Source organism: Streptomyces sp. UF-297, from assembly GCF_058245575.1.
This window is the reverse complement of the sequence record NZ_JBSIBZ010000043.1, coordinates 30766-54146: the sequence shown is the minus strand read 5'-3', so window position 1 is coordinate 54146 and position 23381 is coordinate 30766. Positions and strand designations below refer to the sequence as shown.

Genomic DNA, 23381 nt, shown 5'->3' with positions numbered 1-23381 from the left:
CTTACTTCTCGCCTCCGCCGGAGGAGCCGTTGCTGGGCTCCTCCGGCGCCTTCTGTTCAGCGACGAAGCTGCCGCGCCCGGGGACTACGAAGAGCACGCCCTCTTCGACCAGGAGCGCAATCGACCTGCGGACGGTGCTGCGCGCCGGTCCGTACTCCTCAACAAGCCGCGCCTCCGAGGGAATTGCACGGTTCGGCTGCCAGTCCCCGCGCTCGATGCGCGCCTTCAGGATGGCCGCGAGCTGGCGGTACGGGGTGACCGGAGCTCCGTTGTCGATCTCGTCATCAGGGCCGAATTCCATGGCAATTACGTTAGAAGTTGCGACACTTATGAACAACTATCGATGCGCTTCGATACGTTTCGAGCAGTATAGATACGCATATATACGGACCGATACCGCCGCAATACAATTCCGAGACAAAAAGCCCCGGTGAGGTGGTCGAGCCCTCCCGCGGTACGGCCAACACAATTCCAGGAGCGCCGACATGGACGATTCCAGCCGCCGCACGCCCCTTCGCATGTGCGTCCGCTGCAAGGTGACAACTTCGACGCCCGTACCGGTCGAGAGCGCAATCCCCGGCTGCAACCTGTACGCCTGCCCGGACTGCGCACATCACTACCTCACCCCCGCCACCGCCTGGCGACTCGTACCGGAGCACGCCATGGTCGCCCCCTGCTGCCGGGGAGAGGGAGGGCTGTGCCCCGTCGGCACGGCGCTGAACAATGTGCACCGCGCCGTACGCGAGAGGGCTCGGACTTGACGAATACGTGTAGGTGCCAGTCAAGTCGTATCGGCACGTACACGTATTCGCGTTTTCCGAGAGGCACCGCCCATGTCAGGCACCAGACCCCCAGCCCCGCTGATCGACGCCGAAGAGGATCTGGCGCCCGCCCCGCCGGTCGCCGCCGCGCGGCGGCGGCTGCGGGCGCACCCGGCGCTGGTGCTGCTCGGCATCGTGCTGGCCTCGCTGAACATGCGGGCCGCGCTGGCCGGGGTCTCGCCCCTGCTCGGCGAGATCAGCGAGCACTTCCACCTGGCCGCGACCGCGAGCAGCCTGGTGACGACGATCCCGCTGGTGTTCATGGGGCTGGGCTCCGTCCTCGCGCCGCGGCTGGCCCGCCGCTGGGGTACGGAGTCGGTGCTGCTGGGCGCGCTGGTGCTGCTGTGCGGCGGCATCGTGGTGCGCGTCGCGCCGCCGGTGGTCGCGCTGTTCGTGGGCTGTGCGCTGGTCGGCGGCTCGATAGCCCTGCTCAACGTCCTGATGCCGGGGCTGATCAAGCGGGACTTCCCCGAGAAGGCCGCGGGCATGACCGCCCTGTACTCCACCGCGATGATCCTGGGCGCCACCGTCGCGGCCGCCTCCGCCGTCCCGATGGAGGACGCGCTGGGCACCTGGCAGGGCTCGCTGCTCTCGTGGGCGGTGCTGGCCGCGGTGGCCGCGGCGGTGTGGATCCCGCAGGTGGCCATCGCCCGGCGGGGCACCCGGCACGGGCAGGCGGCGGCCGCACAGCGCCATCTGACCGAGGACGGGCCGAAGGTGGGGCGCTCCGCGCTGGCCTGGCAGGTCACGCTGTTCATGGGGTCGCAGTCGCTGATCGCGTACGTGATGATCGCCTGGATGCCGACGATCTTCACCGATCACGGCATGGGCAAGGGCGAGGCCGGGCTGGCCTTCGCCTTCAGCACGCTGATGCAGATGGCCGGCTCCTTCGTGGTGCCGGTGCTCGCCGGGCGGATGCGCCGCCAGCGGCTGCTGGGCGTGGGCGTCTCCGCGCTGATGGCCTGCGGGATCACCGGGCTGCTGGTGGCACCGGTGGCCGGGGCCTGGGTGTGGGCCGCGCTGCTGGGCGTCGGACAGGGCGGGGCGCTCGGGCTGGCGCTGACGATGATGGTGCTGCGCTCCGGTGACGCACACACCGCGGCCCGGGTCTCGGGCATGGCCCAGACCTGGGGCTATCTGCTGGCGGCCGTCGGCCCGCTGGCACTGGGCGCGGTCCACCAGGCCACGGACGGCTGGACGCTGCCGATCGTGCTGCTGCTGGTGGTGTGCGCGGGGCTGGCGCTGCTGGCGATGGGCGCGGGGCGGGACCGGCGTATCGGGGAGTGAGCGGCGGGGCGGGGGTTCACTGGGGCTGCCCGTCGGTAGTCGGTAATCGCCCGGGGGCTCGTACGGGAGATGCCGTACGGGAGGGAGCGGGCGACCCGTACGGTCCGCGGGCGCGTGTGGACGCGCGCTTCGCACCGGGTTCTGCCCTACCTTGCCCTGCATGAGCGAAGCGCAGCGCACCGGCCGCGGGCCGGGGCCGAGGTTGACCCGCAGGGGACGGCTGCTGCTGGCCGTCTGTCTCTGTGCCGTCCTGGCGCTGGCAGCGGTGCTGGTGGCGCGGCTGCTGAGCGGCGGCGAGGGCCCGTCGGCGAAGCTCACCGTCCCCGAGGGGTGGCGGGCCACGCAGGTCTACGCCGCCGCCGACAAGGCGCTGAAGGTCCGGCCCGGCACCACCGAGAGCGCGGCCAAGAGCGCCCGGCTGGCGCTGCCGGGTGAGGCCAGGGGCAACCCGGAGGGGTACCTCTATCCGGCGACGTATCCGATCCGGCAGGACACCACCCCCGCCTCCTTGCTGGCCTTCATGGTCGACACCGCCAACCGCCGCCTGGCGGCCGACGGCGGCGGCTCGTACCGGACGGTGACCATCGCCTCGATCGTGCAGGCGGAGGCGGACACCCCCAAGGACATGGGCAAGGTGGCCCGGGTCATCGACAACCGGCTCGCCCGGGGCATGCCGCTGCAGATGGACTCCACCATCAACTACGCGCTGGGGCGCAGCACTTTGCACACCAGCCAGGCCGACACCCGCATCGACAGCCCCTACAACACCTACCGCCACAAGGGGCTGCCGCCCACCCCGATCGACAGTCCGGGCGCGGACGCGCTGCAGGCCGCGGCGGCACCGCCTGCGGGCGACTGGCTGTACTTCGTGACGGTGGCGCCCGGCGACACCCGCTTCACCGGCAGCTACGAGGAACACCAGCGCAATGTGCGCGAGTTCAACGAGCGGCAGCGCAAGGCGTCCTAGGCGGGTCCCGTAAGGGGCCGTACAGGGGCGCGGGGCCGTATCGATGTGCGGCTCCGCCGCGTCGGCGCGGCCGGCCGCCACCGGCCCGAGGGGTGTTCCGCAGGGGCACGCACCCCGCTGGGCTGCCGCCACACGCGTGGCGGCGCAGGAGAAGCGGTACGGCCGGGCGCGGGTGACAGTGGACAAGGCCCGCCCAGGGCCGTTCAGCCAGCGGGCCCGCCGGGAAACGCACGAAGGAAAGAGCCCATGCCCCAGCTCTCCCGTATCGCCACCGCCGCCGGCGCCGCCGTCCTGACCGCCGCACTCGGCGCGGGCCTGGCCGCGCCGGCCCATGCGGCCGGTGGCCGCCCGGCCGATGCCCAGCAGATCCGCGCCGTCCCCGCCACCGGCCCGGACGCCAAACCCGTCCTCGGCGGCAAGGACGAACAGCGCATCGAGCAGGAACTGCGGAAGTTCCTTCAGGCGTACGCACCCGAGCTGCCCGCCGATCGGGTCACCCGGTTCGTCGACGCCGCGAGCGGGCCCGTCGCCGCGCTGCTGGGGCGCCCGGACCTGAAGCCGCTGCTGCGCACGGCCCGGGCGCTCGCCGAGCAGATCCGCGGCTCCGCGCTGAGCCACATGGACACGCACCGGCTCTTCATGGCGCTCGTCGACGAGATCAAGAAGGCGGGACCCGTCGCCCCCGAGGTCAAGTCGGTCCTGATGCAGCTCATCGGCAAGGCCTACGCGGACGTCCGGCACACCCTGGCCATCGCCGGCCTGGTCCTGGAGCTCGTGCCGCCCTCCCGGGCCAAGTGAGGCCCGCACACCGTCCTGCCAGCTCGCACAGGGCCCGTACCGCCCTCCGGGGATGAGGGCGGCGCGGGCAGCGGCGAACGCTCACGGTCCGCTCACCGTCCGGCGAGGAGCCTCACTCCTCGCCGGCCAGCTTGAGCACCTTCAGGCGCCGGGCCGCGTACCAGGTCGCGGCGATCGTGACGACCACCAGCAGCACGGCCGCCAGCGGCACCGCCACGTCCGCGCTGACCGCGCCCTCGGCGCCGATCTTCTGGGCCAGGGCCAGCGCCCACTGCTGCACGCTCAGTGTGCGCGCGCCGGGGACCAGGCTGCCGAACAGGGACTCCCACACCAGGGCGTAGACCAGGCCGAAGACGACGGCATGGCGGGTGATCGTGCCCAGGAACAGGAAGATCGCGCTGTAGGCGAGGGAGGCCAGGGCTGCGGCGACGGCGTAGGCCACCGCGAGCTGCTGGCTGTTGCCGTTGAGGATGTAGCCGCAGATCAGGATCGGGACGGCGGAGAAGACGACCGTCACCCCGACGGCCACCACGAGTTTGGTGAGGATGATCGTCGACCTCGGCACGGGCTTGGCCAGGAGATAGACCACCGAGCCGTCGTCGATCTCCGGGCCGATCGCGCCCGTACCGGCGATCACGCCGATCAGCGGGACCATCGTGGCCAGCGCGAAGCCGCCCAGGACGGCCTTGGTGGTTTCGTCGTCCGCGCCGGTCAGGGCGCGCACGGCGATCGAGATGACGATCAGGAGGGCGGGCAGGGCGAAGAGGATCAGCGCGCGGCGCCTGCCGAGCAGGGCCCGGTAGGTGAGCCGGGCGACGGTGGGGTGGTAGAGCGAACTCATCGCTACAGGGCTCCTTTCAGGCCGCTACGAGGTAGGAGAAGACCGATTCCAGGGACTCGTCGGAGGGCGAGACCGTCAGGAGGCGGATGCCGTGGTCGCGGGCGACGCGCGGCAGCAGCTCGGTGAAGCGCAGGAAGTCGACGGCCTGGATGCGCAGCGCGCCTTCCTTCAGGTCGACCTCGATGCCCGCCGTGGAGGGGTCCGCGATCAGGGCGGCGGCCAGCGCGCGGTCGTCGTCGGAGCGCACGAGATAGCGGTGCGGGCGGTCCGTCATCAGGCGGCGGATCCGGCGGAAGTCACCGGAGGCGGCGTGCCGCCCGGCGACCACCACCTCGATGTGGGCGGCCAGTTGCTCGACCTCTTCGAGGATGTGCGAGGAGAACAGGACCGTACGCCCCTGGGCACCCATCTGACGCAGCAGATCCATCAGCTGCATGCGCTGGCGCGGGTCCATGCCGTTGAACGGCTCGTCCAGCAGCAGCACGGAGGGGTCGTGGACCAGGGCGGAGGCCATCTTCACGCGCTGGCGCATGCCCTTGCTGTACGTGGCGATCTTGCGGTCCTGGGCGTACTCCATCTCGACCGTGGCCAGCGCGCGCTGCGCCTCCTTGCCGCCCAGGCCGTGCAACTCGGCGTTGGCCAGCACGAATTCGCGCCCGGTGAGGAAGTCGTACATCGCCTCGCGCTCGGGGACGATGCCGATGTGGCGGTAGATCTGCTCGTTGCGCCAGATCGGGGCGCCGTCCAGGGTGACGGTGCCGTTGGAGGGCGCCAGGAAGCCGCCCATCATGTTGATCAGGGTGGACTTGCCCGCGCCGTTGGGGCCGAGCAGGCCGGTGACGCCGGGGCCGATGGTCATCGTGATGTCGTTGACGGCGACGACATTGCCGAACCAGCGCGATACGTGGTCGATGGAGAGAGTGCTCATGGGCGCGGCCCATTCCTTCGAAGGGTGGTGGTGGGCGACGGGTGGGCCATCACAGACCGGCCTTCCGGTAGCGGCGCATCAGCAGGGCGTAGCTGCCGGCGATGGCGCCCAGCGTGACGAGGAGGTAGACGAATCCGGCGGCGGTGGAGGGCTCGATCCCGTCGGGGAAGGAGCTGGTGCCGCCGAGGAAGGTGGTCTGCACCCCGACGATGAGGGTGATCGGCGAGAACAGGCCCAGCCAGCCCACGACTTCGGTGGCGCCCTGGACGGTGGCGATGCCCTGGACGGCGCTGACGGCGGCGTACGGGATGGTCAGTACGGCGATCACGGCGGCGACGCCGAAGCCGCGGCGCGGGGTGAGCGCGGAGACGACCAGGCCGATCCCGGCGAACAGCAGGGAGAGCAGGGCCACCGAGACCAGGCCCTGGGCCAGGCCCTTGGTCTGGTCGGCGAAGTCCATCTTGGCCAGCAGCGCGCCGATGTAGAGGATCAGCACCGGGGCCGCGGTCAGGACGAACAGCGCACTGGCCATCGCCGCGAACTTCGCCACGACGTAGTCGACCCGCTCGATGGGGCGGGAGAAATACAGCGGGACGGTCTTGAACCGCAGGTCGCGGGAGACGGACTGGGGCGCCTGGGAGGCCAGATAGAGGCCGATGACCGCCTGGAGGTAGATCGCGTACTGGGTGTAGGAGACCGGCAGGGACTTGAGCTTGGTGAAGATGGCGACGGCGACGATGATGCCGGCCGGCAGGCACATCACGGCGAACAGCAGCATCGGCAGCACCTTGGACTTGGCCGAGCGGCCCAGTCCGTACGCGCCGCGCAGGCTCTGCGAGAACAGTGAGCGGCGGGCGTAGGAGCGGCCCAGGCGCGGGCCGTCGTAGTGGCGGTAGCCGATGTTGTGGATGACGTTCGGCGCGCTGCTTGCGGTGGTGGTCTCAGGCGGCATCGGGAGCGCCTCCGTCCTTCTTGGCCCGCGCGCCCCTGGCGCTCGCGGAGCCCTGCTCGGCGTTCCAGTCGGCGCCCCAACTGCCGGGGGCGGGCGGGCTGTCGGTGTGCTGCGGGTGCGCCGCAGCGGCCGGCCGCTGCGCTTCGTGCGGGGTGCGGAAGACCTCGGCGATGCGGTGCCGGCGCTGTTCCATACGGACCAGGCCGAGGCCGAGGTCGGCGACGGTGTCCCGGACGAGGTCGTAGGTCTGCTCGCCGGCGGCGTCCACGTACAGCAGATGTCCCGAAGAGGAGGCGCTCGTGGCGCTGTCGCCGCCGGCGGCCGCGGCCGTCACCGACACGCCCGCGGCGGCCAGCGCGGCGTGCAGCGCGCGGGTGCCGTCGGGGTGGCGGTCGGTGTCGGTGACCTCGATGGCCAGGGAGGCCGTGGCCTGGGTGAAGTCGTCGGTGGCCGAGGAGCGCAGCAGCCTGCCGCCGTCGATGACCACCACATGGTCGCTGGTGCGCTCCAGCTCGCCCAGGAGGTGGGAGGTGACCAGGACCGAGATGCCGAAGTCGGTGTGCACCCGGCGGATCAGGTCGAGCATGTCGTCCCGGCCCACCGGGTCCAGGCCGTTGGTCGGCTCGTCCAGGAACACCAGCTCCGGGTCGTGGACGAGGGCCTGGGCCAGCTTGACCCGCTGCTTCATGCCCGTGGAGTAGCCGCCGATGGGGCGGTAGCGCTCCTCGTAGAGGCCGACGTGGCGCAGGGTGTCGGCGGTGCGCTCGCGGGCGGCGGTCGGCGGCAGGCCCGACATGCGCGCCATGTGGACGACGAACTCGGTGGCCGAGACGTCGGGCGGCAGGCAGTCGTGCTCGGGCATGTAGCCGACGCGCTCGCGAATGGCGCTGCCGTCCTTGGCCACGTCCAGGCCAAGGACGCTCGCCCGCCCCTCCGTGGCGGGGGACAGACCCAGCAGGATCTTGATCAGGGTGGACTTTCCGGCGCCGTTGGCACCCACCAGGCCCGTTACGCCGGGGGTGATGTCAACGGTCAGCCGGTCCAAGGCGGTCACCCGCGGGAACCGCTTGCTCAGGCTTTCGGTCACGATCACAGTCACGTATTCGACGGTAGTGGCGCATGCCACAGCTGACGTCAACCCGCGCGGTGGTATCGGTGTAGTCCTCAGGTCTTACGGCCCGTAGGGGGCCTATGCCTTCGGTCGCTTCCGGTGTCAGGGTCACGGTCGTACGCCGGGCGCGGGGACGGCCGCGCGGGGCGTGGGGCGCGTGGTGCGTGTCCCGTATGCCGTGTCCGCGGCGCGGAAAGTTCTCCACAGGTCGTACCGGACCCTTGACGTAGCCGTCAGTCATTGTCACATTCATCAGCGTCAAGTTACGGACGAGTACCGCGATCGAACCGCGACCGGTCCGGCATCTGGCCGGCCCGGACCGGGATCGACGGGGCCTACGGGACGGACGGTTGGCGATGGCTTCAGCGAGCACGGCAGCGCCCGGCGAACTCACCGCTGAACTCCGCGGGTTCGCATCGGTGCAGCGGCTGGCGTACGAGTGCGCGGAGGCGGTGGCGGCCCAGCTCAAACCAGGCGTCACCGAGCGCGACGCGGCGCGGATGCAGCGGGAGTGGCTGCGCGAGCGCGGGGTGCGGGACTGGTTCCACCTGCCCTTCGCCTGGTTCGGGGACCGCACCGCCTTCACGAACTTCCGTATCCCCCTGCAGTTCTTCCCCACCCACCGCGAGCTGGAGCCGGGGATGCCCTTCATCCTCGACATGGCACCCGTGCACAACGGCTTCACCGCCGACATCGGCTACTCCGGCTGCCTGGGGCTCAACCCCGTGCACGACCGGCTGCTGGCCGACCTGGAGGCACACCGCGCGCTGATCCTGCGCGAGGTGCGCGAACGGCGCCCGCTGCGGGAGATCTACGAGGACGTGGAGCGGCTGATGGTGCGCCAGGGGTACACCAACCGGCACCGCGCCTACCCCTTCGGCGTCATCGCCCACAAGGTCGACCGGGTCAAGGACCGCCGGTGGTCGCCGACGCTCTTCGGGTTCGGCACCCAGTCGCTCAAGGGCCTGGCCTCCGACGCGCTGCACGGCCACCGCGAGGGCTGGTCGCCGCTGTGGAGCCCGTACAGATTCTCCGACCACCCGCCCCAGGCCGGGCTGTGGGCGGTCGAACCGCACCTCGGATTCCGGGGCACGGGCGCGAAGTTCGAGGAAATCCTGGTCGTCACCGACTCCAAGGACCCCCAGGAGAGCGCCTTTTGGCTGGACGACGATCTGCCGCACGTGCGGCGCTGGCAGGAGGAGAAGGCCGCATGATCACCGGAGCGAGGGAACACTGGGTCCGTACGGGCGCAGTGGAGCTGAACGTCGCCGAACTGGGCGACGCCTCCCGTCCCACCGTGGTGCTGGTGCACGGCTACCCGGACAGCAAGGAGGTCTGGTCGCGGGTCGCCCACGGCCTGGCCGAGAACTTCCACGTGGTGCTGTACGACATACGCGGCTGCGGGCGCTCCAGCGCGCCCGAACCGCTGCGCGGCGGATACACCCTGGAGAAGCTGACGGACGACTTCCTGGCGGTCGCCGACGCCGTCAGCCCCGATAAGCCGGTGCACCTGGTCGGCCACGACTGGGGCTCGGTGCAGGCCTGGGAGTTCGCGACGGTCAAGCGCACCGAGGGGCGGATCGCGTCCTTCACCTCCATGTCGGGCCCGTCCCTGGACCACCTGGGGCACTGGATCAAGCAGCGGACCGTCCGCCCCACCCCGCGCCGGGTGGCCCAGCTGCTGACCCAGGGCGCCAAGTCCTGGTACGTCTACCTGCTGCACACCCCCGTACTGCCGGAGCTGGCGTGGAAGGGACCGCTGGGAAAGCAGTGGCCCAAGGTGCTTCAGCGGCTGGAGAAGATCCCGCAGGGGGAGTACCCGACCCCCTCCCTGCCCAACGACGCCGCGCACGGCGCCTGGCTCTACCGCGACAACATCCGCGCCCGCATGCGCCGCCCACGCACGGACGCCTACGCGCACTGCCCGGTCCAGCTGATCACCCCGGCCGGTGACATCTTCCTCTCCCAACGGGTCTACGACGACCTGGACCGGTGGGTGCCGCAGCTGGTACGCCGCACCCTCCCCGCCAAGCACTGGGTGCCGCGCACCCGTCCCGACCAACTCACCGCCTGGATAACGGAGTTCATCACCTCCAAGGAGGAGGGCGACCCGGCCCGCCGGATCACGGCCTGCGGGCCCTACGCCGACCGCTTCGGCGGGCAGCTGGTGCTGGTGACGGGCGCGGCCAGCGGCATCGGGCGGGCCACCGCCTTCTCCTTCGCCGAAGCGGGCGCGCGGGTGGTCGCGGTGGACCGGGACGCGGAGGGCGCCGCCCGTACGGCCGAGATGGCACGGCTCATCGGCGCGCCCGAGGCCTGGGGCGAGGTGGTGGACGTCGCCGACGAGGCCGCGATGGAAAAGCTCGCCGACAAGGTCGCCGCCGAGTACGGCACCGTCGACGTCCTGGTCAACAACGCCGGGATCGGGCTGTCCGGGGCCTTCCTCGACACCACCTCCGAGGACTGGAAGAAGGTCCTGGACGTCAATGTGTGGGGCGTCATCCACGGCTGCCGGATCTTCGGCCGGCAGATGGCCGAGCGCGGACAGGGCGGCCATATCGTCAACACCGCCTCGGCCGCGGCCTATCAGCCCTCCAGGGTGCTGCCCGCCTACAGCACCTCCAAGGCGGCCGTGCTGATGCTCAGCGAGTGCCTGCGCGCCGAGCTGGCCGGGCAGGGCATCGGGGTCACGGCGATCTGCCCCGGCATCGTCAACACCAACATCACCTCCACCTCGCGCTTCACGGGTGTCTCGGCGCAGGAGGAAAAGCGCCGCCAGGCCAAGTCCGCGCGGATCTACGGCCTGCGCAACTACCCGCCGGAGAAGGTCGCCGACGCCGTACTGCGCGCGGTGGTGCGCAATCAGGCGGTCGTCCCGGTCACGCCCGAGGCGCGCGGCGCGCACTGGATGTCCCGGTTCGCACCGCGCACGCTGCGGGCCCTCGCCCGGATCGAGCCGCCGCTGTAGAGCGCAGGACCGGACTCAGGACCGGACTTCAGGAGGGGTTGAGAGTGAGTACGAAACGCACCGGGCCCGCAGCGTCCGGGGAGCTCGGCTCAGCCGGGGAACTCGGCTCAGCCGGGGAGCACGACGCATCCCGGGAGTACGGCTCGTCCCGGGAGCACGGCGGGCACTACACCATCTCCCCGCGCCGGGTCTCCTTCGACTGGGACGCGACGCCGCTGCACTGGATACCGGACGAACCCACCGCCACCCACGTCATCAATGTGCTGCATCTGCTGCTGCCGGCGGGCGAGCGGTGGTTCGTCAAGGTCTTCAAGGAGGCCCTGCCGCTGGTCCAGGACCCCGAACTCCTCCAGGACATCAAGGGCTTCATGGGCCAGGAGGCCACCCACAGCGTCCAACACGCCTACGTCCTGCAGCACTTGGCCCGCCAGGACCTGGACACCGCCCCCTACACCAAACACGTCGACTTCCTCTTCGAGTACCTGCTCGGCGAGCGCCCGCCCTTCGCCGCGCCCATCCCCACCCAGGAGTGGCTGCGCTTCCGGCTGTCGCTGATCGCCGCCATCGAGCAGTTCACCGCCGTACTGGGCAACTGGGTGCTGCACGCCGACGGCCTGGACCGGGCCGAGCCCGACCCGGTCATGCTCGACCTGCTGCGCTGGCACGGCGCCGAGGAGGTCGAACACCGCGCGGTCGCCTTCGACATGTACCAGCACACCGGCGGTGAAGGCCTGCCCCGCTACGCCCGTCGCGTCCTGGGCATGGGCATCACCGCCCCCGTACTCCTCTACCTGTGGGTCTGGGGCGCCGCCTACCTCATCCGCCACGACCCGCAGCTGGCCGGACGGCTGCGCTACTCGCTGCGCGAGCACAACAGGGCCGTGGCCAAGGGCCTCCTGCCCACCTGGCGCGAGCTGGGCACGGCCATTCCCCGCTACCTCAAGCGCTCGTACCATCCCTCCCAGGAAGGGTCACTGCGCAGGGCCATCGCCTACCTGGCCTCCTCCCCGGCCGCCCGCACAGCGGCAGCCGCCGCAGGCCGCGCAGCCATCTCATAAGGAGCACCACATTGACCACCGACCATCCACCACGGCCATCCGGATCGGAAAAGGCCCTACGGGGGAGGCCGGAGGACACCGGGACCGAGACCGCCGAGCGGGCCGAGCGGGCCGAGCGGGCCGAGCGGGCCGAGCGGGCCGAGCGGGCCGAGCGGGCCGAGCGGGCCGAGGACCGTACGCCTGAGTACCGCATCGAGGACCTGGCGCACATCAGCGGTACGACGGTCCGTACGATCCGCGCCTACCAGGACCGCGGCCTGCTCCCCAAGCCCGAGCGCCGCGGCCGGGCCAATGTCTACGGCGAACCGCATCTGGAACGACTGCGCCGGATCGCCGATCTGCTCGACCGCGGCTACACCCTCGCCAGCATCAAGGAGCTCCTGGAGGCCTGGGACGCCGGCCGCGGCCTGGGCGGCGTCCTCGGCCTGGTCGCGGAGATCGACGGGCCCTGGACCGACGAGGAGGCGGCCCGCATCAGCCGCGCCGAACTGGACGCCAAGTTCGGCGGCAGCCACGACGACGCGGCGGTGGCCGACGCCGTCGACCTGGGCGTACTGGAACGCGTCCCCGGAAACGAGGACACCTTCATCGTCCCCAGCCCCCGCGAACTGGCGGTGGCCGCCGAACTCAATGCCGCCGGCGTCCCCCTGCTCGCCATCTCCGGCCACCTGCGCGAACTCCGGGTCCAGGTCGAGTACATCGCCGCCCGCTTCTTCGACTTCACCACCGAACACGTCTTCCAGCAGTACCTGGACCACCCGCCCACCGACGCCGAGGCCACCGAGGCCGCCACCCTCGTCCGCCGCCTGCGCCCCCTGGCCCAGCAGATCGTCGACGCCGAACTCGCCCGCGCCATGCGCACATCGGCCACCCGCTACGTACGCCACCACCTCTCCGGCGACCCCACCACCCGCACTCCCCTCGCCTCGGAGTCCAAGCCCCCGCCGGGCACCGCCCCCCTGCCGGGCACCACCCCCGTGCCCGGCACCGCCCCCCTGCCGGACGCCCCCCGCCCCTCGGATGCCGTGCCCGTCCCGGATGCCCCCCTCACCCCGGACGCCACCCCCGCCCCGGAGACCGTGGCCCTCCCCGCCGAGACGGTGCGGGCCGTACGGGAGCTGGTGGGCAGCACGGGCACGGCTGCCTTCATCGCCGCCGCGGCCCAACGCGAGGTCCAGGCCCGCACCATGGACGAACTCGCCGGTCGCCGCCGCACCCGCCGCTGAGGCCCCGCCCCGGCAAGCTCGATGGACCTTCAGCTGACCGGGTCCGGTATCCAGTTGCCGTGGAAGCCGTACGGAACCCGGCGCGGCAGCTGGACCGTGGCCACCGGTGGGGCGGATATGTCCTGGGCGTCCAGGATCACCAGGTCGCTGGTGTCGGTGGCCGCGTCATGGACGTAGGTGATCAGCCAGCCCGGTCCGCCCGGGCGGTCGTCCGCCGCGGCGAAGGCGGCCTCGCCCGGGGTGCGCCCGGGGGCGAAGTCGTGTCGGCTGACCGCTCCGGTGTGCAGGTCGTAGCGGAGCAGCGCGCTCGGTATCGGCCCGGTGCCCGGCAGCTCGGCCATGGTGGCGTGACCGTAACGGGAATCGAGGCCCGCCAGGCGGTCGTCCACGCGCGGGAACTCGCAGAAGGTGTCGTCCAGTTGCTCCTCGGACACCACCCCTCGGTCGAGGTCGATGGTCCAGCGCCACAGCGCGGAAGGGGCATCGCCCTTGAAGTCGGGATAGCGGGCCACATGGAGCACGATGCGCCGCCCGTGGGCCCGGGCTCCCCCGCGGTGCAGGTGGCCGTCCGGCAGGGGCGGACGGCCCGCCTCGCCCGGGGCGTCCGCCTCGAAGCCCTCGTCGTGGGCGTTGAGGGCGTGGAAGACATAGCAGGGGTCGATGGGGAACCAGCGGACCTCGCCATAGGGGTCGTCGCGGCGCAGGACGCCGAGGCGGGCGCCGTAGTCCGGGTCCCAGCGGTAGGGCATGCCCGGCCTGCTCAGGTCGAAGAGGACCGGGAGGTCCATGAAGACGACATGCCGGGCCGTCAGATGGAAGTCGTGCATCATCGTGTGGGCCGGGACGTCGATGGGGCGGCTGACCACCAACTCGCCCGAGGCGTCCGCCCGGTGGTAGGTGAGATAGGGCGGGGTCAGGCCGCCGTATCCGAAGAAGTGCAGCTCACCGGTGCGGGGACAGGTCTTGGGGTGGGCGGTCATGGCCGTGGTGAGGCGCCCGGCGAAGTCGTGCGGCCCGACGGTCTCCAGCTCATGGCCCGGCCGGCAGTCCAGTTCGTAGGGGAAGGAGGACTCGACCAGCGCCAGGGTCCGGCCCGCGTGCCGGACGACATGGGTGTTGGCGCTGCCTGCCCGCAGGTCACGGCGGCCCTGCTCGTCGTACACCCGCGCGCCGTCGGTGAAGGTGGAGGTACGCACCCAGCGGTTGCGGTAGGAGACGGCCCGGCCGCCCTCCAGCCGCACGCCGTGCACCATGCCGTCGCCGAAGAACCAGTGCGGTGAGTCGGCGTCGTGCGGATTGGGGCCGTTGCGCAGATACCAGCCGCTCAGCTCGGGCGGGATCGCGCCGGTGACCGGGAGGTCGTAGGCGGTCAACTCCTCCTGGACGGGCGCGAAGTTGCCCGACAGGTGGGGAGCGGGGGCCGTACCGGAAGGGGAGGTGGATGACGTGGTCATGGGTCAGGCTCCCTGGATGTCGGAGAGGGCGCCGGGGCGAGGGGAGCCGGCCGTCGCGCTCGGCGCCGTACCCCTCGCTCCGTACTTCTGCAGATAGCGGGCCCGGACGCGCTCCGGGTAGGTGGCGCTGAAGCGGGCGGGCAGGACGATGCCGGCGACCTGGAGGGCGATGGCGGCCGCGATCCCCAACCCGTAGAAGGAGACTGCCGTTTGGGCCAGTGCGGTAAGGGTGAAGGCGGCGGCCCAGGCCGCGGTGAGGACGACATTGATGCGGCGGAACAGCGCGGTGTGCCACACCTCCGGCGGCGCCACGCGGCGGGCGATGGCCATCGTGAAGGGGCGCCCGACCGCGATCGAGCCCCAGGAGATCAGCGCCAGCCAGCCCGCGGACAGTGCGCTGCCGTAGTCCTGCAGAGGGCTGTCGGGGCGCAGGAAGGCCAGGGCCGTGAGCGCCGCGAAGAACACCAGCGTGCCGTAGTCCAGGAGCCGCTCGCCCAGAGCGAGGCCCGCCGCCCGGTCCGCGAACAGCAGCCCGGCGCCGAGCAGCAGTCCCGCCGACGCCCCCCACTGCCAGCCGGCCGCCGACACCGCCGCGTAGGCGATCCACGGAATGAAAATGCGCAGGTAGTTCATGACGCCCGCCCCGACTCCCCTCGTCGCCCCGCGGCCTTCGCCCACCGACGACGTTCCAACTCCGACATTCCAACTTCGACATGTCGAAGGTAGAACCTGCTCACTCGACATGTCAAGAGTGGAATGTAAAGTGCGGGTCATGAGCCTCAGACATGCCGTCCTGGGCCTGCTGGCCGAATCCCCGGCCAGCGGCTACGACCTGATGAAGCTGTTCGACGCCTCGCTCGCGAACGTCTGGCCCGCCACCCAGAGCCAGGTCTACGGCGAGCTGAGCAAAATCACCGCGGCCGGGCTCGCGGAGGTCAGCGCGCACGGCCCCCGTGGCCGCAAGGAGTACGCCATCACCGACGAGGGCCTGGCCGAGCTGCGCCACTGGCTCATCGAGGTGGAGCCGAACCGGCCCTCGCGCAGCGACGCCCTGCTGCGTGTCTTCTTCCTCGGCGTGCTCACCCCGCTGGAGGCGAGCACCTATCTCCTGCAGCAGGCCGAGCGCGCAGCCCGTGCGCGCGCCTCGTTCCAGCAGCTGGACAAGGACGCCGCCTGGGACGAGGAGATGATCTCGGTGTACGGCCGCATCGCGCTGGAGTACGGCCTGCGCATGTCCACCGCCCAGGAGGAGTGGGCCCGTTGGGCCGCCGACGAGATCAACTCCGCGAAGGCCCGTAAGGCGAGCGAGCGGACCACGGCGTGGGACCGGCGCCCGCCCGCCGATCCGTCCGCACCCGCCGAACCGCCCGGGTCCGAGGACCGGCCCGGGCCCCAGGACCGCTCAGCACCCCCGAAGTAGCCCGAAGTAGCCCGAAGTAGCCCGGAGCAGCCCGGAGCAGCAGCCCGCAGCAGCCCCGGCCAGGGGACCAGAGAGGCCTGCCCCCGGGGCGCCCCGCCCCGGGCACGGCCGGTTCTCCCCGCATGCTGCATGATCCCTAGGTATGGACCAGGCGAAGTTCCCCAGCACCGAGGCCGTCGTCAGCGCCATCCGTGAGGTGGCCGCAGAGCACGGGCGCGACATCGAGGTCACGCACGACATCGGTGCGGACCGCTCCGGGCGCCGACTGTCCAGTGGGGCCTTTGTGGTGACCGACCCGGACGGGTCGCTCCCGCACGAGGCCTCCGTGGAGTTCACCGGCACGCCCCATATCGAGATCGAGGTCTTCCCGGAGGACGACGCGGCCGTCACCGTCGAGGGCGTCGCCTTCCACGACATCCCGCGCGAATCCGTCCCCGCCTTCCTGCGCTCCGTCCTCGGCGACCTCGCACACGTCAAGGGCCGCTTCTTCCCGCCCGGCTGGTGGCTGGTCGTACCGCTGCCCGGCGACGAGACGTACAAGGAGCTGGTCCTGGACAACATCCTGACCCCGTGGCTGTCCCGCCACGTCAGATAGCCGGAGCCGGTGAACCGGTAAAGCAGAGCAGGTCATGCGGTCCTCACAGCCCGGGCGCCCCCCACACCGGGAACCACCGCCCCAGGTCCTTCTCGATCGTCAGGTCGTCGCCGAGCATCGCCCGTACCTGGAGTTCGAGCGGGTTGTCGCGCTTGTCGGCAGCGGCGGCCCGCGCTCCCGGGGACGACTGCGGCGCGAAGGGGTAGAACGTGCCGCGCTTGTAGAGGTAGACCAGCGCCAGGGAGCGGCCCCGCTCGTCGCGAAAGCCCACCAGTGAGCACAGCAGCTGCGGGCCGAACCCGCCGTCCTGGAGGGAGGTGTTGACCGCGTGCAGATCGTTGACCAGGCCCGCGAGGTCCTCGGGCGGGTGCCGGGCGAGCAGCCAGGTGTAGCCGTACTCGTCCTGGCTGAACTCCACCGGCGCGTCCAGCAGCGCCCCTACCTCCTCCTGGATACGCGAGAACGCGCCGCCCTCGACGCTGGCGAAGCACACCGACCCCAGGCCGGTCGGTACGAATCCGGCCGCGACCTGGAGGGTGACGGCGGCCGAGGGGAGGGCGAAGAGCTGGTCGAGGTCGGGACGTACCGGCTTGCTGCGGCCGAGGATGGCGTCCAGAAATCCCATACGGGGCAGGCTCCTTGCTCAGAGTCGTCACGGTCGTCGAAGTCACAGGGCCGGGTCGCGCCGGGAAGCGGGCCATGGGGTCGTGCGGCCACGCACGACCGGCGCGCCTCTACGGCCGTCCCAGCTGGGCCGAGATCCGGCCGAGCTGGTCCAGGCGCTGTTCCAGCGTCGGGTGCGAGGACAGCAGCCGGCTGAAGCTCTCCTTGGTGAAGGCCGGCGCGAAGTAGAACGCGTTGAAGGGCTCGGCCTTGCGCAGATCGCGGGTCGGGATCTGCGCCATCTGGCCGGTGACCTTGGTCAGCGCGGACGCCAGCGCCGAGGGGCGCCCGGTGAGGATCGCCGCGGCCCGGTCGGCGGACAGCTCGCGGTAGCGCGACAGCAGCCGCGTCAGCAGGAAGCTGACGGCATAGACGACGGCGCTGACAGCGGTGACGACCAGGACGGCGACCGCGGCGTTGTTGTCCCGGTTGTTGCGGCCGACCCCGCTCCACAGCGCCGCCCGGGTGATGATCCCGGCCAGTACGCCCAGGAAGGACGCGATGGTCATCACCGCCACGTCCCGGTGCGCGACGTGCGACAGCTCGTGCGCGAGCACGCCCTCCAGCTCCTCGGGCTCCAGGCGGCGCAGCAGCCCGGTCGTCGCGCAGACCATGGAGTTCTTCTGGTTGCGGCCGGTGGCGAAGGCGTTCGGTACGTCCGTGTCGGCGATGGCGACCCGCGGCTTGGGCATGTCGGCCAGCGCGCACAGCCGGTCCACCGCGCCGTGCAGCTCGGGCGCCTCTTCGGGCGTCACCTCGCGCGCGCCCATGCTGAAGGCCGCGATCCGGTCGCTGAACCAGAACTGCGCGACGAACATGGCGCCCGAGAGCAGCAGCACCACCACCCACGCGCCCTTGAGCAGCACCACCAGCGCGCCCACGACGACCACGTACAGCAGTCCGATGAAGAACATCGTGGTGACCATGCGCGAGGTCAGCCCACGGTCGGGGGCGAATCGGGTCCGGGCCATCGCTTCACGTCCTCCCTAGCGCGTCTCCCCCTGTCCCGATTCTCCCTCTTGATTGCTATTTACGGGGTAAAGGGGCGGTAGGTAAGTGGCACCCGGAGGAACACCGCGGCCCGCCGCCCCGCCCGGAACCCCTCCCGCGGGCCCACGCCACGGGCCCGCCCCACGAGGCCGCTATCCCAGCTGCCCGAGCCCTTCCGTGGCGATCCGCTCGAAGACCTTCTGGTCCGCCGCGAAGATCGAATCGGCGATCGGCCAGTGCACGACGATCTCGTCGATGCCCAGCTCGGCATGGGCCCCCGCGAAGTCCACGAAGGCGTCGAAGGACTCCAGCGGCCGGTCCGGCGTGAAGCCCGTCAGCAGAATCCGGTCCAGCTCGGCGGCGTCCCGCCCGGTGTCGGCGCACGCCTTGTCCAGCCGCTCGATCTGCCCGCCGATCGCCGCCAGGGACTCGGCCGGCGTCCCGCTCGCGGAGACCTTGGGGTCGCCGGTGGTCACCCACGCCTGACCGTGCCGGGCCGCCAGCTTCAGCCCGCGCGGCCCGGTGGCCGCCACCGCGAAGGGCAGCCGCGGCCGCTGTACGCAGCCGGGGATGTTGCGCACCTCGTGCGCGCTGTAGTGCTCGCCCTCGAAGGAGACCACGTCCCGCGTCAGCAGCTCGTCCAGCAGGGGGACGAACTCCCCGAAGTGGTCCGCCCGTTCGCGCGGCGACCAAGGGTCCTGCCCCAGCGCCGTGGCGTCGAAACCGGAGCCGCCCGCGCCGATGCCCAGCGTGATGCGCCCGTCGCTGATGTCGTCCAGCGAGATCAGTTCCTTGGCGAGGGTGACCGGGTGCCGGAAGTTGGGGGAGGTGACCAGGGTGCCCAGCCGCATCCGGGAGGTCGCCGCGGCGGCCGCGGTCAGCGTGGGGAGGGCGCCGAACCAGGGGCCGTCGCGAAAGCTGCGCCACGACAGGTGGTCGTAGGTGTACGCGGTGTGGAAGCCCAGCTCCTCGGCGCGCTGCCACACCTCCTTTCCACCCTGGGACCAGCGGCGGACGGGGAGGATCACGGTGCTCAGTCGCATGATCCCGAGCCTACGGCCGTACGGGCGCGGGGGCACGGCCGTACGAGTGGCCCCCTCCCCGTACGCCCTTGTGGACAACCGCGACCTCCCCGTAGAGCTCATGCGCGCAACCCGCCGCACGCTTGTGCGCGCATATGCGGGAGGATGGGTCTGTGACTGATGCCTCCGCCACTCCGCCCCGGCTGATCGCCACCGATCTCGACGGCACCTTGCTGCACGACGACAAATCGGTCTCGGACCGGACGGTCGCCGCGCTGGACGCCGCGGAGAAGGCCGGCGTCGAGGTCTTCTTCGTCACCGGCCGGCCGGCCCGCTGGATGGACGTGGTCAGCGACCATGTGCACGGCCACGGCCTGGCGATCTGCGCGAACGGCGCGGCCGTCGTCGATCTGCACAACGGCGGCCGGATCCTCCAGGTCCGCCCCCTGGCGCGGGAGGCCGCGCTCGCCGTCGTCCACGCGCTGCGCGCCGCCGCCCCCGGCACCTCCTTCGCGGTGGAGCGCACCAACGGCATCAACTACGAGCCGGAGTACCCGCCCTTTCACCTCGACCCGGCCGCGGTCGTGGCACCCGCCGAGAAGTTGCTCTCCCCCGAGGCGGGCACGCCCGGCGAGCAGACCCCGGAGGGCACCTCCCAGGACGCTGCGGCCCCTTCCGGCCCGGTGGCCCCGCCCGTCTCCGCGTCCTCGCCGAGCGCGCTGTACGGCGCCGCCCACGCGCCCGGCACGCCCGGGCCCCGAATACCCGGTGCCGCGTCCGGCACCCCCTACGTCGCCGCGCCCGGCGCCCCCTGCGACGAGCAGCCGGTCCTCAAGCTCCTGGCCTTCCACCCGGAGATGGACCCGGACGCCTTCCTCCGGCTGGCCCGCACCGCGGCCGGCGAGCACGCCTCCTTCACCCGCTCCAGCCCCTCCGCCCTCCTGGAGATCAGCGGCCCGGGCGTCAGCAAGGCCAGCACCCTCGCGCACGCCTGCGCCGAGCGCGGCATCGCCCCCGAAGAGGTCGTCGCGTTCGGGGACATGCCCAACGACCTGGAGATGCTCTCCTGGGCGGGCACCTCCTACGCCATGGCCAACGCCCACCCCGACGTGCTCGCCGCCACCACCCACCGCACCCACTCCAACAACGACGACGGGGTCGCGGCGGCCATCGAACGCCTCCTGGCGCAGCGCTGACGGCCTCCTGGCACAGCGCCGACGCTCCGCTCAAGGCGCGGTCATGAACCCGCGGCCCGCGGGGGCCTGATCACGCCCCCGCGCCGCGCAGCCGCACCCCCCGCTGCCGCAGCCACGGCAGCGGGTCCACCCCCGAGCCCAGGTACGGGGTGCGCCGCACCTCGAAGTGCAGATGCGGGCCAGTGGAGTTGCCGGTGTCCCCCGACAGCGCGATCCGCTGGCCCGGCCGTACGCGCTGGCCGGGCACCGCCATGACGGCGGCCAGATGCGCGTACTGCGAGTAGGCGCCCCTGCCGTGCTGCACCACCAGGCTGATCCCGAAGCCGTCCCCGCAGGTCAGGCCGATCACCCGGCCCCAGCCCACGGACCGTACGGGCGTGCCCACCGGCACCGCGAAGTCCTGGCCGGTGTGCGTGCTCGCCCAGCGGGCGCCGGACCCGCCGAAGGACGCCGACAGCTCGAAGCGCTCCACCGGCCCCGTCCAGCGCCCGCGCGGCGTGGCCACCGGGCCGAAGAGGACCGCCGCCGAAGAAGCGGCGCTCGGCAGCCCGCCGCAGTGGCCGCTCTCGGACGCCTGATAGGCCAGCAGCTGCAGCCGGTCGCGGGCCGCGCGCAGACTGCCCTCCACCCGCCGCCGCTCCCTGGCCAGCCGGTCCCTGCGCCCCTCCAGCGTGCGCCAACGGGCCTTGGCCGCCGCGGTGTCGGCCGCCAGCGACCGGCTCTCGCGCAGCGCGGCCCGCACCCGCGCCGCCAGGACCAGCTCGCGCCGCTCGGCCAGCTGGTGCCCCTCGATCAGCGCGGTCGGATCCTGGAAGGTCAACCCGCGCATCGCGTACGGGAGTCCGCCGCCGGTGCGGTACTGCTCGCGCGCGACCTGCCCCACCATCGCGTGCAGTGCGGCGGTGGTACGGCGCTCACGGCGCAGCGCGGCGCGCAGCCGGGCCGTGTGCTCGCGCTGCGTCTGCGCGGCCCGCCGTCCCTGCTCATAGGCGCGGCCCAGCCGGCTCACGCTCTCGCCCAGCCGGATCACTTCCAGGCTCGCGTCGGCAAGCCGCTCGGCGCCGCTGCGCGGGACCCTGCCGTAGGGGGTCCGGCTGTGCGGCACCTGCCCCAGCGGCGCGGGCTGCTGCCCCAACGGCGCCGTCTCGTGCGCCCGTACGGGCTGCGCGGCGCTCGGCCCGGTTCCCAGCAGCGCCGAGACCACCACGGTGATCGCGCACAGCGCGGCCCCTGGGCTGCGGGCTCCGCGGGGGCCCAACGGGCCTGAAGAAACGGCACACATGGGGCGATCCTCGCCCGGCGCGGACGCGAACCCGCGGATGCCGGTTCCCTCTTCGCCCCGCAATGCCCCGATTGGCGCAACCCGGCCGGGCGCCCGCCCCTTACAGCGGCGCCTGCCACGTCACCATCGTCCCCGTCCCGTCCTCGCCCAGCCCCGGCCCGTAGGTGCTCGAACCGCCCAGCGACTCGGCCCGCTTGGCCAGGTTGCGCAGGCCGCTGCGGCGCCCGCCCTCCGGGATGCCGACCCCGTCGTCCGCGACGGTCAGCCGCACCCCCTCGCGCCCGTCCGGCAGCGTGACGGTGCAGTCGACGACGACCTCGATACGGGAGGCCTGGGCGTGCCGGAAGGCGTTGGACAGCGCCTCGCGCAGGGCCGCGATCAGGTTCTTGCCGGTCAGCTCGCCCACCCGCGCGTCCACCGGGCCGATGAAGTTCGCCGAGGGCTGGAAGCCCAGCGGTACGGCTGCCGTGCCGATCTCGCGCAGCACCCGGGTGCGCAGCCCGGACGGCGCCTCGGCGGGCCCCTGCTGCAACGCGAAGATCGCGGTGCGGATCTCCTGGATGGTGACGTCGAGTTCGTCCACCGCCTTGCCCACCCGCCGCTGCACCTCGGGCACCACCGACTTGCGCTGGGCGCTCTCCAGCATCATCCCGGTGGCGAACAGCCGCTGGATGACCAGGTCGTGCAGGTCACGGGCGATACGGTCGCGGTCCTCGAAGACCGCCAGGCGTTCGCGGTCGCGCTGCGCGTCGGCCAGGACGAGCGCCAGCGCGGCCTGCGCGGCGAACTGCGCCGCGAGCCTGCGCTCGGCCTCGGAGAAGGGCCGCCCGCCCCGGGCCCGGGGCGTGGCCAGGGTGCCCAGCACCCGGCCCCCGCTCTTGAGCGGCAGCAGCATGCTCGGCCCGAAGTGCTGCGCGACGGGGGTGACCATCCGCGGGTCGGTGGCCGAGTCGTCGACGAACACCGGCTCTCCGGCCAGGAGTTGGGCCGCCACGGGGCTCTCGGGCGGCATCTGCGTACCCAGGATTCCGGCCGGGGCGTCGGCGGAGACCGCGACGATCTCCAGGCCGCCCTCCTCGGTGGGCAGCAGGACGATCCCGGCGGCGGAGTCCGCGAGCTTGCGCGCCTGTTCGGCGACGACGGCGAGCGCGTCGTCCACGTCGCTGCCCGCCAGCAGCGCGGTCGTCACGGCGACCGAGCCGTCGATCCACCGCTCACGCTGGCGGGTGGCCGCGTACAGGCGGGCGTTGCCGATCGCGATGCCCGCCTCGGTGGCCAGCACCCGCACCATGTGCAGGTCCTCCTCGCTGAACTCCCCGCCGCCGCGCTTCTCGGTCAGATAGAGATTCCCGTAGATCTCTCCCTGGACGCGGATGGGCACCCCCAGGAACGTCCGCATCGGCGGGTGTCCCGGCGGGAGGCCGGCCGAGCGCGGGTCCTGGGTCAGGTCGGCCAGCCGCAGGTTCTGCGGGTCGTGGATGAGCGCCCCCAGCAGCCCCTTGTGGCCGTCGGGCAGCGCGCCGATGCGCCGGTGCTCCTCGGCCGTGACCCCGAACGTCACGAAGTCCGACAGGCCCTCGCGGGCGTCGTCGATGATGCCGATCGCGGCGTAGCGGGCGTCGGCCAGCTCGGCGGCGGTCTCCACGATCCGGTCCAGCGTGATGTGCAGGTCCAGCCCCGCGCCGACCGTACGCATCGCCTCCAGCAGCTGCGGCACCCGGGCGGTCAGCTCGGTGGACAGGCCCTGGAGGCTGCGGGTGGCCTCGGTGGCGGCGTCCATGGGGTCGGGCCCGGGGAGCGGC

23 protein-coding genes are annotated in these 23381 nt (G+C 72.1%); 11 read left to right on the top strand and 12 right to left on the bottom strand.

What is annotated here, in order from left to right; translation table 11 throughout:
• Position 1: 1 nt before the first annotated feature.
• Positions 2-301 (bottom strand): GntR family transcriptional regulator, encoded by a 300-nt coding sequence (locus tag AC4IJH_RS23640; RefSeq protein ID WP_490853815.1) that lies wholly within the window; start codon positions 299-301, stop codon positions 2-4.
• Positions 302-485: 184 nt separating this feature from the next.
• On the opposite strand from AC4IJH_RS23640, the gene AC4IJH_RS23635 reads away from it, so the two are divergent.
• The 4 genes from AC4IJH_RS23635 to AC4IJH_RS23620 all read left to right on the top strand — a co-directional run bounded on the left by AC4IJH_RS23635 (position 486) and on the right by AC4IJH_RS23620 (position 3873).
• Positions 486-761, top strand: a complete 276-nt coding sequence (locus AC4IJH_RS23635; protein WP_490853814.1) for a hypothetical protein — start codon at positions 486-488, stop codon at positions 759-761.
• A gap of 72 nt (positions 762-833) precedes the next feature.
• Positions 834-2108: a CynX/NimT family MFS transporter gene (locus tag AC4IJH_RS23630; protein WP_490853813.1), complete on the top strand. Its 1275-nt coding sequence runs from the start codon at positions 834-836 to the stop codon at positions 2106-2108.
• A 160-nt stretch (positions 2109-2268) separates the two neighbouring features.
• Positions 2269-3075 carry an endolytic transglycosylase MltG gene (mltG, locus tag AC4IJH_RS23625; protein WP_490853812.1) on the top strand — a complete coding sequence of 269 codons (807 nt, stop codon included), beginning with the start codon at positions 2269-2271 and terminating at the stop codon, positions 3073-3075.
• 246 nt (positions 3076-3321) lie between these two features.
• Complete coding sequence (locus tag AC4IJH_RS23620; protein WP_490853811.1) at positions 3322-3873, top strand: hypothetical protein; 552 nt, start codon at positions 3322-3324, stop codon at positions 3871-3873.
• Between the two features lie 112 nt (positions 3874-3985).
• Here the strand turns inward: AC4IJH_RS23620 and AC4IJH_RS23615 are convergent, their stop codons facing one another.
• The 4 genes from AC4IJH_RS23615 to AC4IJH_RS23600 are packed head-to-tail and all read right to left on the bottom strand — an operon-like array spanning position 3986 to position 7720.
• Positions 3986-4714 (bottom strand): ABC transporter permease subunit, encoded by a 729-nt coding sequence (locus tag AC4IJH_RS23615; RefSeq protein WP_490853810.1) that lies wholly within the window; start codon positions 4712-4714, stop codon positions 3986-3988.
• A 16-nt stretch (positions 4715-4730) separates the two neighbouring features.
• A complete protein-coding gene (locus AC4IJH_RS23610) occupies positions 4731-5642 on the bottom strand; it encodes an ABC transporter ATP-binding protein (protein ID WP_490853809.1) in 912 nt (303 codons plus the stop codon).
• Positions 5643-5691: 49 nt separating this feature from the next.
• Positions 5692-6594 carry an ABC transporter permease gene (locus AC4IJH_RS23605; protein WP_490853808.1) on the bottom strand — a complete coding sequence of 301 codons (903 nt, stop codon included), beginning with the start codon at positions 6592-6594 and terminating at the stop codon, positions 5692-5694.
• Positions 6584-7720 carry an ABC transporter ATP-binding protein gene (locus AC4IJH_RS23600; RefSeq protein ID WP_490853807.1) on the bottom strand — a complete coding sequence of 379 codons (1137 nt, stop codon included), beginning with the start codon at positions 7718-7720 and terminating at the stop codon, positions 6584-6586. Before AC4IJH_RS23600 ends, AC4IJH_RS23605 begins: the two co-directional genes overlap by 11 nt.
• A 341-nt stretch (positions 7721-8061) precedes the next feature.
• Here AC4IJH_RS23600 and AC4IJH_RS23595 point away from each other — a divergent pair, with 341 nt between their 5' ends.
• From AC4IJH_RS23595 to AC4IJH_RS23580, 4 genes are all read left to right on the top strand, one after another.
• The gene (locus AC4IJH_RS23595; RefSeq protein ID WP_490853806.1) at positions 8062-8919 is read left to right on the top strand and encodes a M24 family metallopeptidase; all 858 of its coding nucleotides are present in this window, start codon (positions 8062-8064) and stop codon (positions 8917-8919) included.
• Positions 8916-10673, top strand: a complete 1758-nt coding sequence (locus AC4IJH_RS23590) for an SDR family oxidoreductase (protein WP_490853805.1) — start codon at positions 8916-8918, stop codon at positions 10671-10673. Before AC4IJH_RS23595 ends, AC4IJH_RS23590 begins: the two co-directional genes overlap by 4 nt.
• Positions 10674-10846: 173 nt before the next feature.
• Complete coding sequence (locus AC4IJH_RS23585) at positions 10847-11731, top strand: metal-dependent hydrolase (protein WP_490853840.1); 885 nt, start codon at positions 10847-10849, stop codon at positions 11729-11731.
• A gap of 191 nt (positions 11732-11922) precedes the next feature.
• Positions 11923-12957: a MerR family transcriptional regulator gene (locus AC4IJH_RS23580; protein WP_490853839.1), complete on the top strand. Its 1035-nt coding sequence runs from the start codon at positions 11923-11925 to the stop codon at positions 12955-12957.
• A gap of 29 nt (positions 12958-12986) precedes the next feature.
• On the opposite strand, the gene AC4IJH_RS23575 is transcribed toward AC4IJH_RS23580, so the two are convergent.
• A complete protein-coding gene (locus AC4IJH_RS23575; RefSeq protein WP_490853804.1) occupies positions 12987-14411 on the bottom strand; it encodes a carotenoid oxygenase family protein in 1425 nt (474 codons plus the stop codon).
• A 3-nt stretch (positions 14412-14414) separates the two neighbouring features.
• Positions 14415-15044 carry a hypothetical protein gene (locus AC4IJH_RS23570; RefSeq protein ID WP_490853803.1) on the bottom strand — a complete coding sequence of 210 codons (630 nt, stop codon included), beginning with the start codon at positions 15042-15044 and terminating at the stop codon, positions 14415-14417.
• A 139-nt stretch (positions 15045-15183) separates the two neighbouring features.
• Between AC4IJH_RS23570 and AC4IJH_RS23565 the strand changes: the two genes are divergently transcribed.
• Positions 15184-15831, top strand: a complete 648-nt coding sequence (locus tag AC4IJH_RS23565; RefSeq protein WP_490853802.1) for a PadR family transcriptional regulator — start codon at positions 15184-15186, stop codon at positions 15829-15831.
• A 142-nt stretch (positions 15832-15973) separates the two neighbouring features.
• On the top strand, positions 15974-16426 hold the full coding sequence (locus AC4IJH_RS23560; RefSeq protein ID WP_490853801.1) for a hypothetical protein: 453 nt from the start codon (positions 15974-15976) through the stop codon (positions 16424-16426).
• Positions 16427-16469: 43 nt separating this feature from the next.
• Here AC4IJH_RS23560 and pspAB read toward each other — a convergent pair whose 3' ends face one another.
• From pspAB to AC4IJH_RS23545, 3 genes are all read right to left on the bottom strand, one after another.
• Positions 16470-17051 carry a PspA-associated protein PspAB gene (gene pspAB / locus AC4IJH_RS23555; protein WP_490853800.1) on the bottom strand — a complete coding sequence of 194 codons (582 nt, stop codon included), beginning with the start codon at positions 17049-17051 and terminating at the stop codon, positions 16470-16472.
• A 109-nt stretch (positions 17052-17160) separates the two neighbouring features.
• The gene (htpX, locus tag AC4IJH_RS23550) at positions 17161-18060 is read right to left on the bottom strand and encodes a zinc metalloprotease HtpX (protein WP_490853799.1); all 900 of its coding nucleotides are present in this window, start codon (positions 18058-18060) and stop codon (positions 17161-17163) included.
• Positions 18061-18231: 171 nt separating this feature from the next.
• A complete protein-coding gene (locus AC4IJH_RS23545; RefSeq protein WP_490853798.1) occupies positions 18232-19122 on the bottom strand; it encodes an LLM class flavin-dependent oxidoreductase in 891 nt (296 codons plus the stop codon).
• A 134-nt stretch (positions 19123-19256) separates the two neighbouring features.
• Here AC4IJH_RS23545 and AC4IJH_RS23540 point away from each other — a divergent pair, with 134 nt between their 5' ends.
• On the top strand, positions 19257-20297 hold the full coding sequence (locus AC4IJH_RS23540) for an HAD hydrolase family protein (RefSeq protein WP_490853797.1): 1041 nt from the start codon (positions 19257-19259) through the stop codon (positions 20295-20297).
• 70 nt (positions 20298-20367) lie between these two features.
• Here AC4IJH_RS23540 and AC4IJH_RS23535 read toward each other — a convergent pair whose 3' ends face one another.
• Complete coding sequence (locus AC4IJH_RS23535) at positions 20368-21579, bottom strand: M23 family metallopeptidase (RefSeq protein ID WP_490853796.1); 1212 nt, start codon at positions 21577-21579, stop codon at positions 20368-20370.
• Positions 21580-21679: 100 nt separating this feature from the next.
• Complete coding sequence (locus tag AC4IJH_RS23530) at positions 21680-23359, bottom strand: GAF domain-containing sensor histidine kinase (RefSeq protein WP_490853838.1); 1680 nt, start codon at positions 23357-23359, stop codon at positions 21680-21682.
• Positions 23360-23381: the final 22 nt, after the last annotated feature.

What these genes read in the sequence shown, in the direction of transcription:
- AC4IJH_RS23630 (WP_490853813.1), top strand. Translation starts at nt 834, where the DNA reads ATGTCAGGCACCAGACCCCCAGCCCCGCTGATCGACGCCGAAGAGGAT.
- AC4IJH_RS23535 (WP_490853796.1), bottom strand. Translation starts at nt 21,579, where the DNA reads ATGTGTGCCGTTTCTTCAGGCCCGTTGGGCCCCCGCGGAGCCCGCAGC.
- AC4IJH_RS23595 (WP_490853806.1), top strand. Translation starts at nt 8,062, where the DNA reads ATGGCTTCAGCGAGCACGGCAGCGCCCGGCGAACTCACCGCTGAACTC.
- htpX (WP_490853799.1), bottom strand. Translation starts at nt 18,060, where the DNA reads ATGGCCCGGACCCGATTCGCCCCCGACCGTGGGCTGACCTCGCGCATG.
- AC4IJH_RS23530 (WP_490853838.1), bottom strand. Translation starts at nt 23,359, where the DNA reads ATGGACGCCGCCACCGAGGCCACCCGCAGCCTCCAGGGCCTGTCCACC.
- AC4IJH_RS23620 (WP_490853811.1), top strand. Translation starts at nt 3,322, where the DNA reads ATGCCCCAGCTCTCCCGTATCGCCACCGCCGCCGGCGCCGCCGTCCTG.
- AC4IJH_RS23605 (WP_490853808.1), bottom strand. Translation starts at nt 6,594, where the DNA reads ATGCCGCCTGAGACCACCACCGCAAGCAGCGCGCCGAACGTCATCCAC.
- AC4IJH_RS23635 (WP_490853814.1), top strand. Translation starts at nt 486, where the DNA reads ATGGACGATTCCAGCCGCCGCACGCCCCTTCGCATGTGCGTCCGCTGC.
- AC4IJH_RS23640 (WP_490853815.1), bottom strand. Translation starts at nt 301, where the DNA reads ATGGAATTCGGCCCTGATGACGAGATCGACAACGGAGCTCCGGTCACC.
- AC4IJH_RS23570 (WP_490853803.1), bottom strand. Translation starts at nt 15,044, where the DNA reads ATGAACTACCTGCGCATTTTCATTCCGTGGATCGCCTACGCGGCGGTG.
- AC4IJH_RS23590 (WP_490853805.1), top strand. Translation starts at nt 8,916, where the DNA reads ATGATCACCGGAGCGAGGGAACACTGGGTCCGTACGGGCGCAGTGGAG.
- AC4IJH_RS23615 (WP_490853810.1), bottom strand. Translation starts at nt 4,714, where the DNA reads ATGAGTTCGCTCTACCACCCCACCGTCGCCCGGCTCACCTACCGGGCC.
- AC4IJH_RS23565 (WP_490853802.1), top strand. Translation starts at nt 15,184, where the DNA reads ATGAGCCTCAGACATGCCGTCCTGGGCCTGCTGGCCGAATCCCCGGCC.
- AC4IJH_RS23540 (WP_490853797.1), top strand. Translation starts at nt 19,257, where the DNA reads ATGCGGGAGGATGGGTCTGTGACTGATGCCTCCGCCACTCCGCCCCGG.
- pspAB (WP_490853800.1), bottom strand. Translation starts at nt 17,051, where the DNA reads ATGGGATTTCTGGACGCCATCCTCGGCCGCAGCAAGCCGGTACGTCCC.
- AC4IJH_RS23610 (WP_490853809.1), bottom strand. Translation starts at nt 5,642, where the DNA reads ATGAGCACTCTCTCCATCGACCACGTATCGCGCTGGTTCGGCAATGTC.
- AC4IJH_RS23545 (WP_490853798.1), bottom strand. Translation starts at nt 19,122, where the DNA reads ATGCGACTGAGCACCGTGATCCTCCCCGTCCGCCGCTGGTCCCAGGGT.
- AC4IJH_RS23575 (WP_490853804.1), bottom strand. Translation starts at nt 14,411, where the DNA reads ATGACCACGTCATCCACCTCCCCTTCCGGTACGGCCCCCGCTCCCCAC.
- mltG (WP_490853812.1), top strand. Translation starts at nt 2,269, where the DNA reads ATGAGCGAAGCGCAGCGCACCGGCCGCGGGCCGGGGCCGAGGTTGACC.
- AC4IJH_RS23560 (WP_490853801.1), top strand. Translation starts at nt 15,974, where the DNA reads ATGGACCAGGCGAAGTTCCCCAGCACCGAGGCCGTCGTCAGCGCCATC.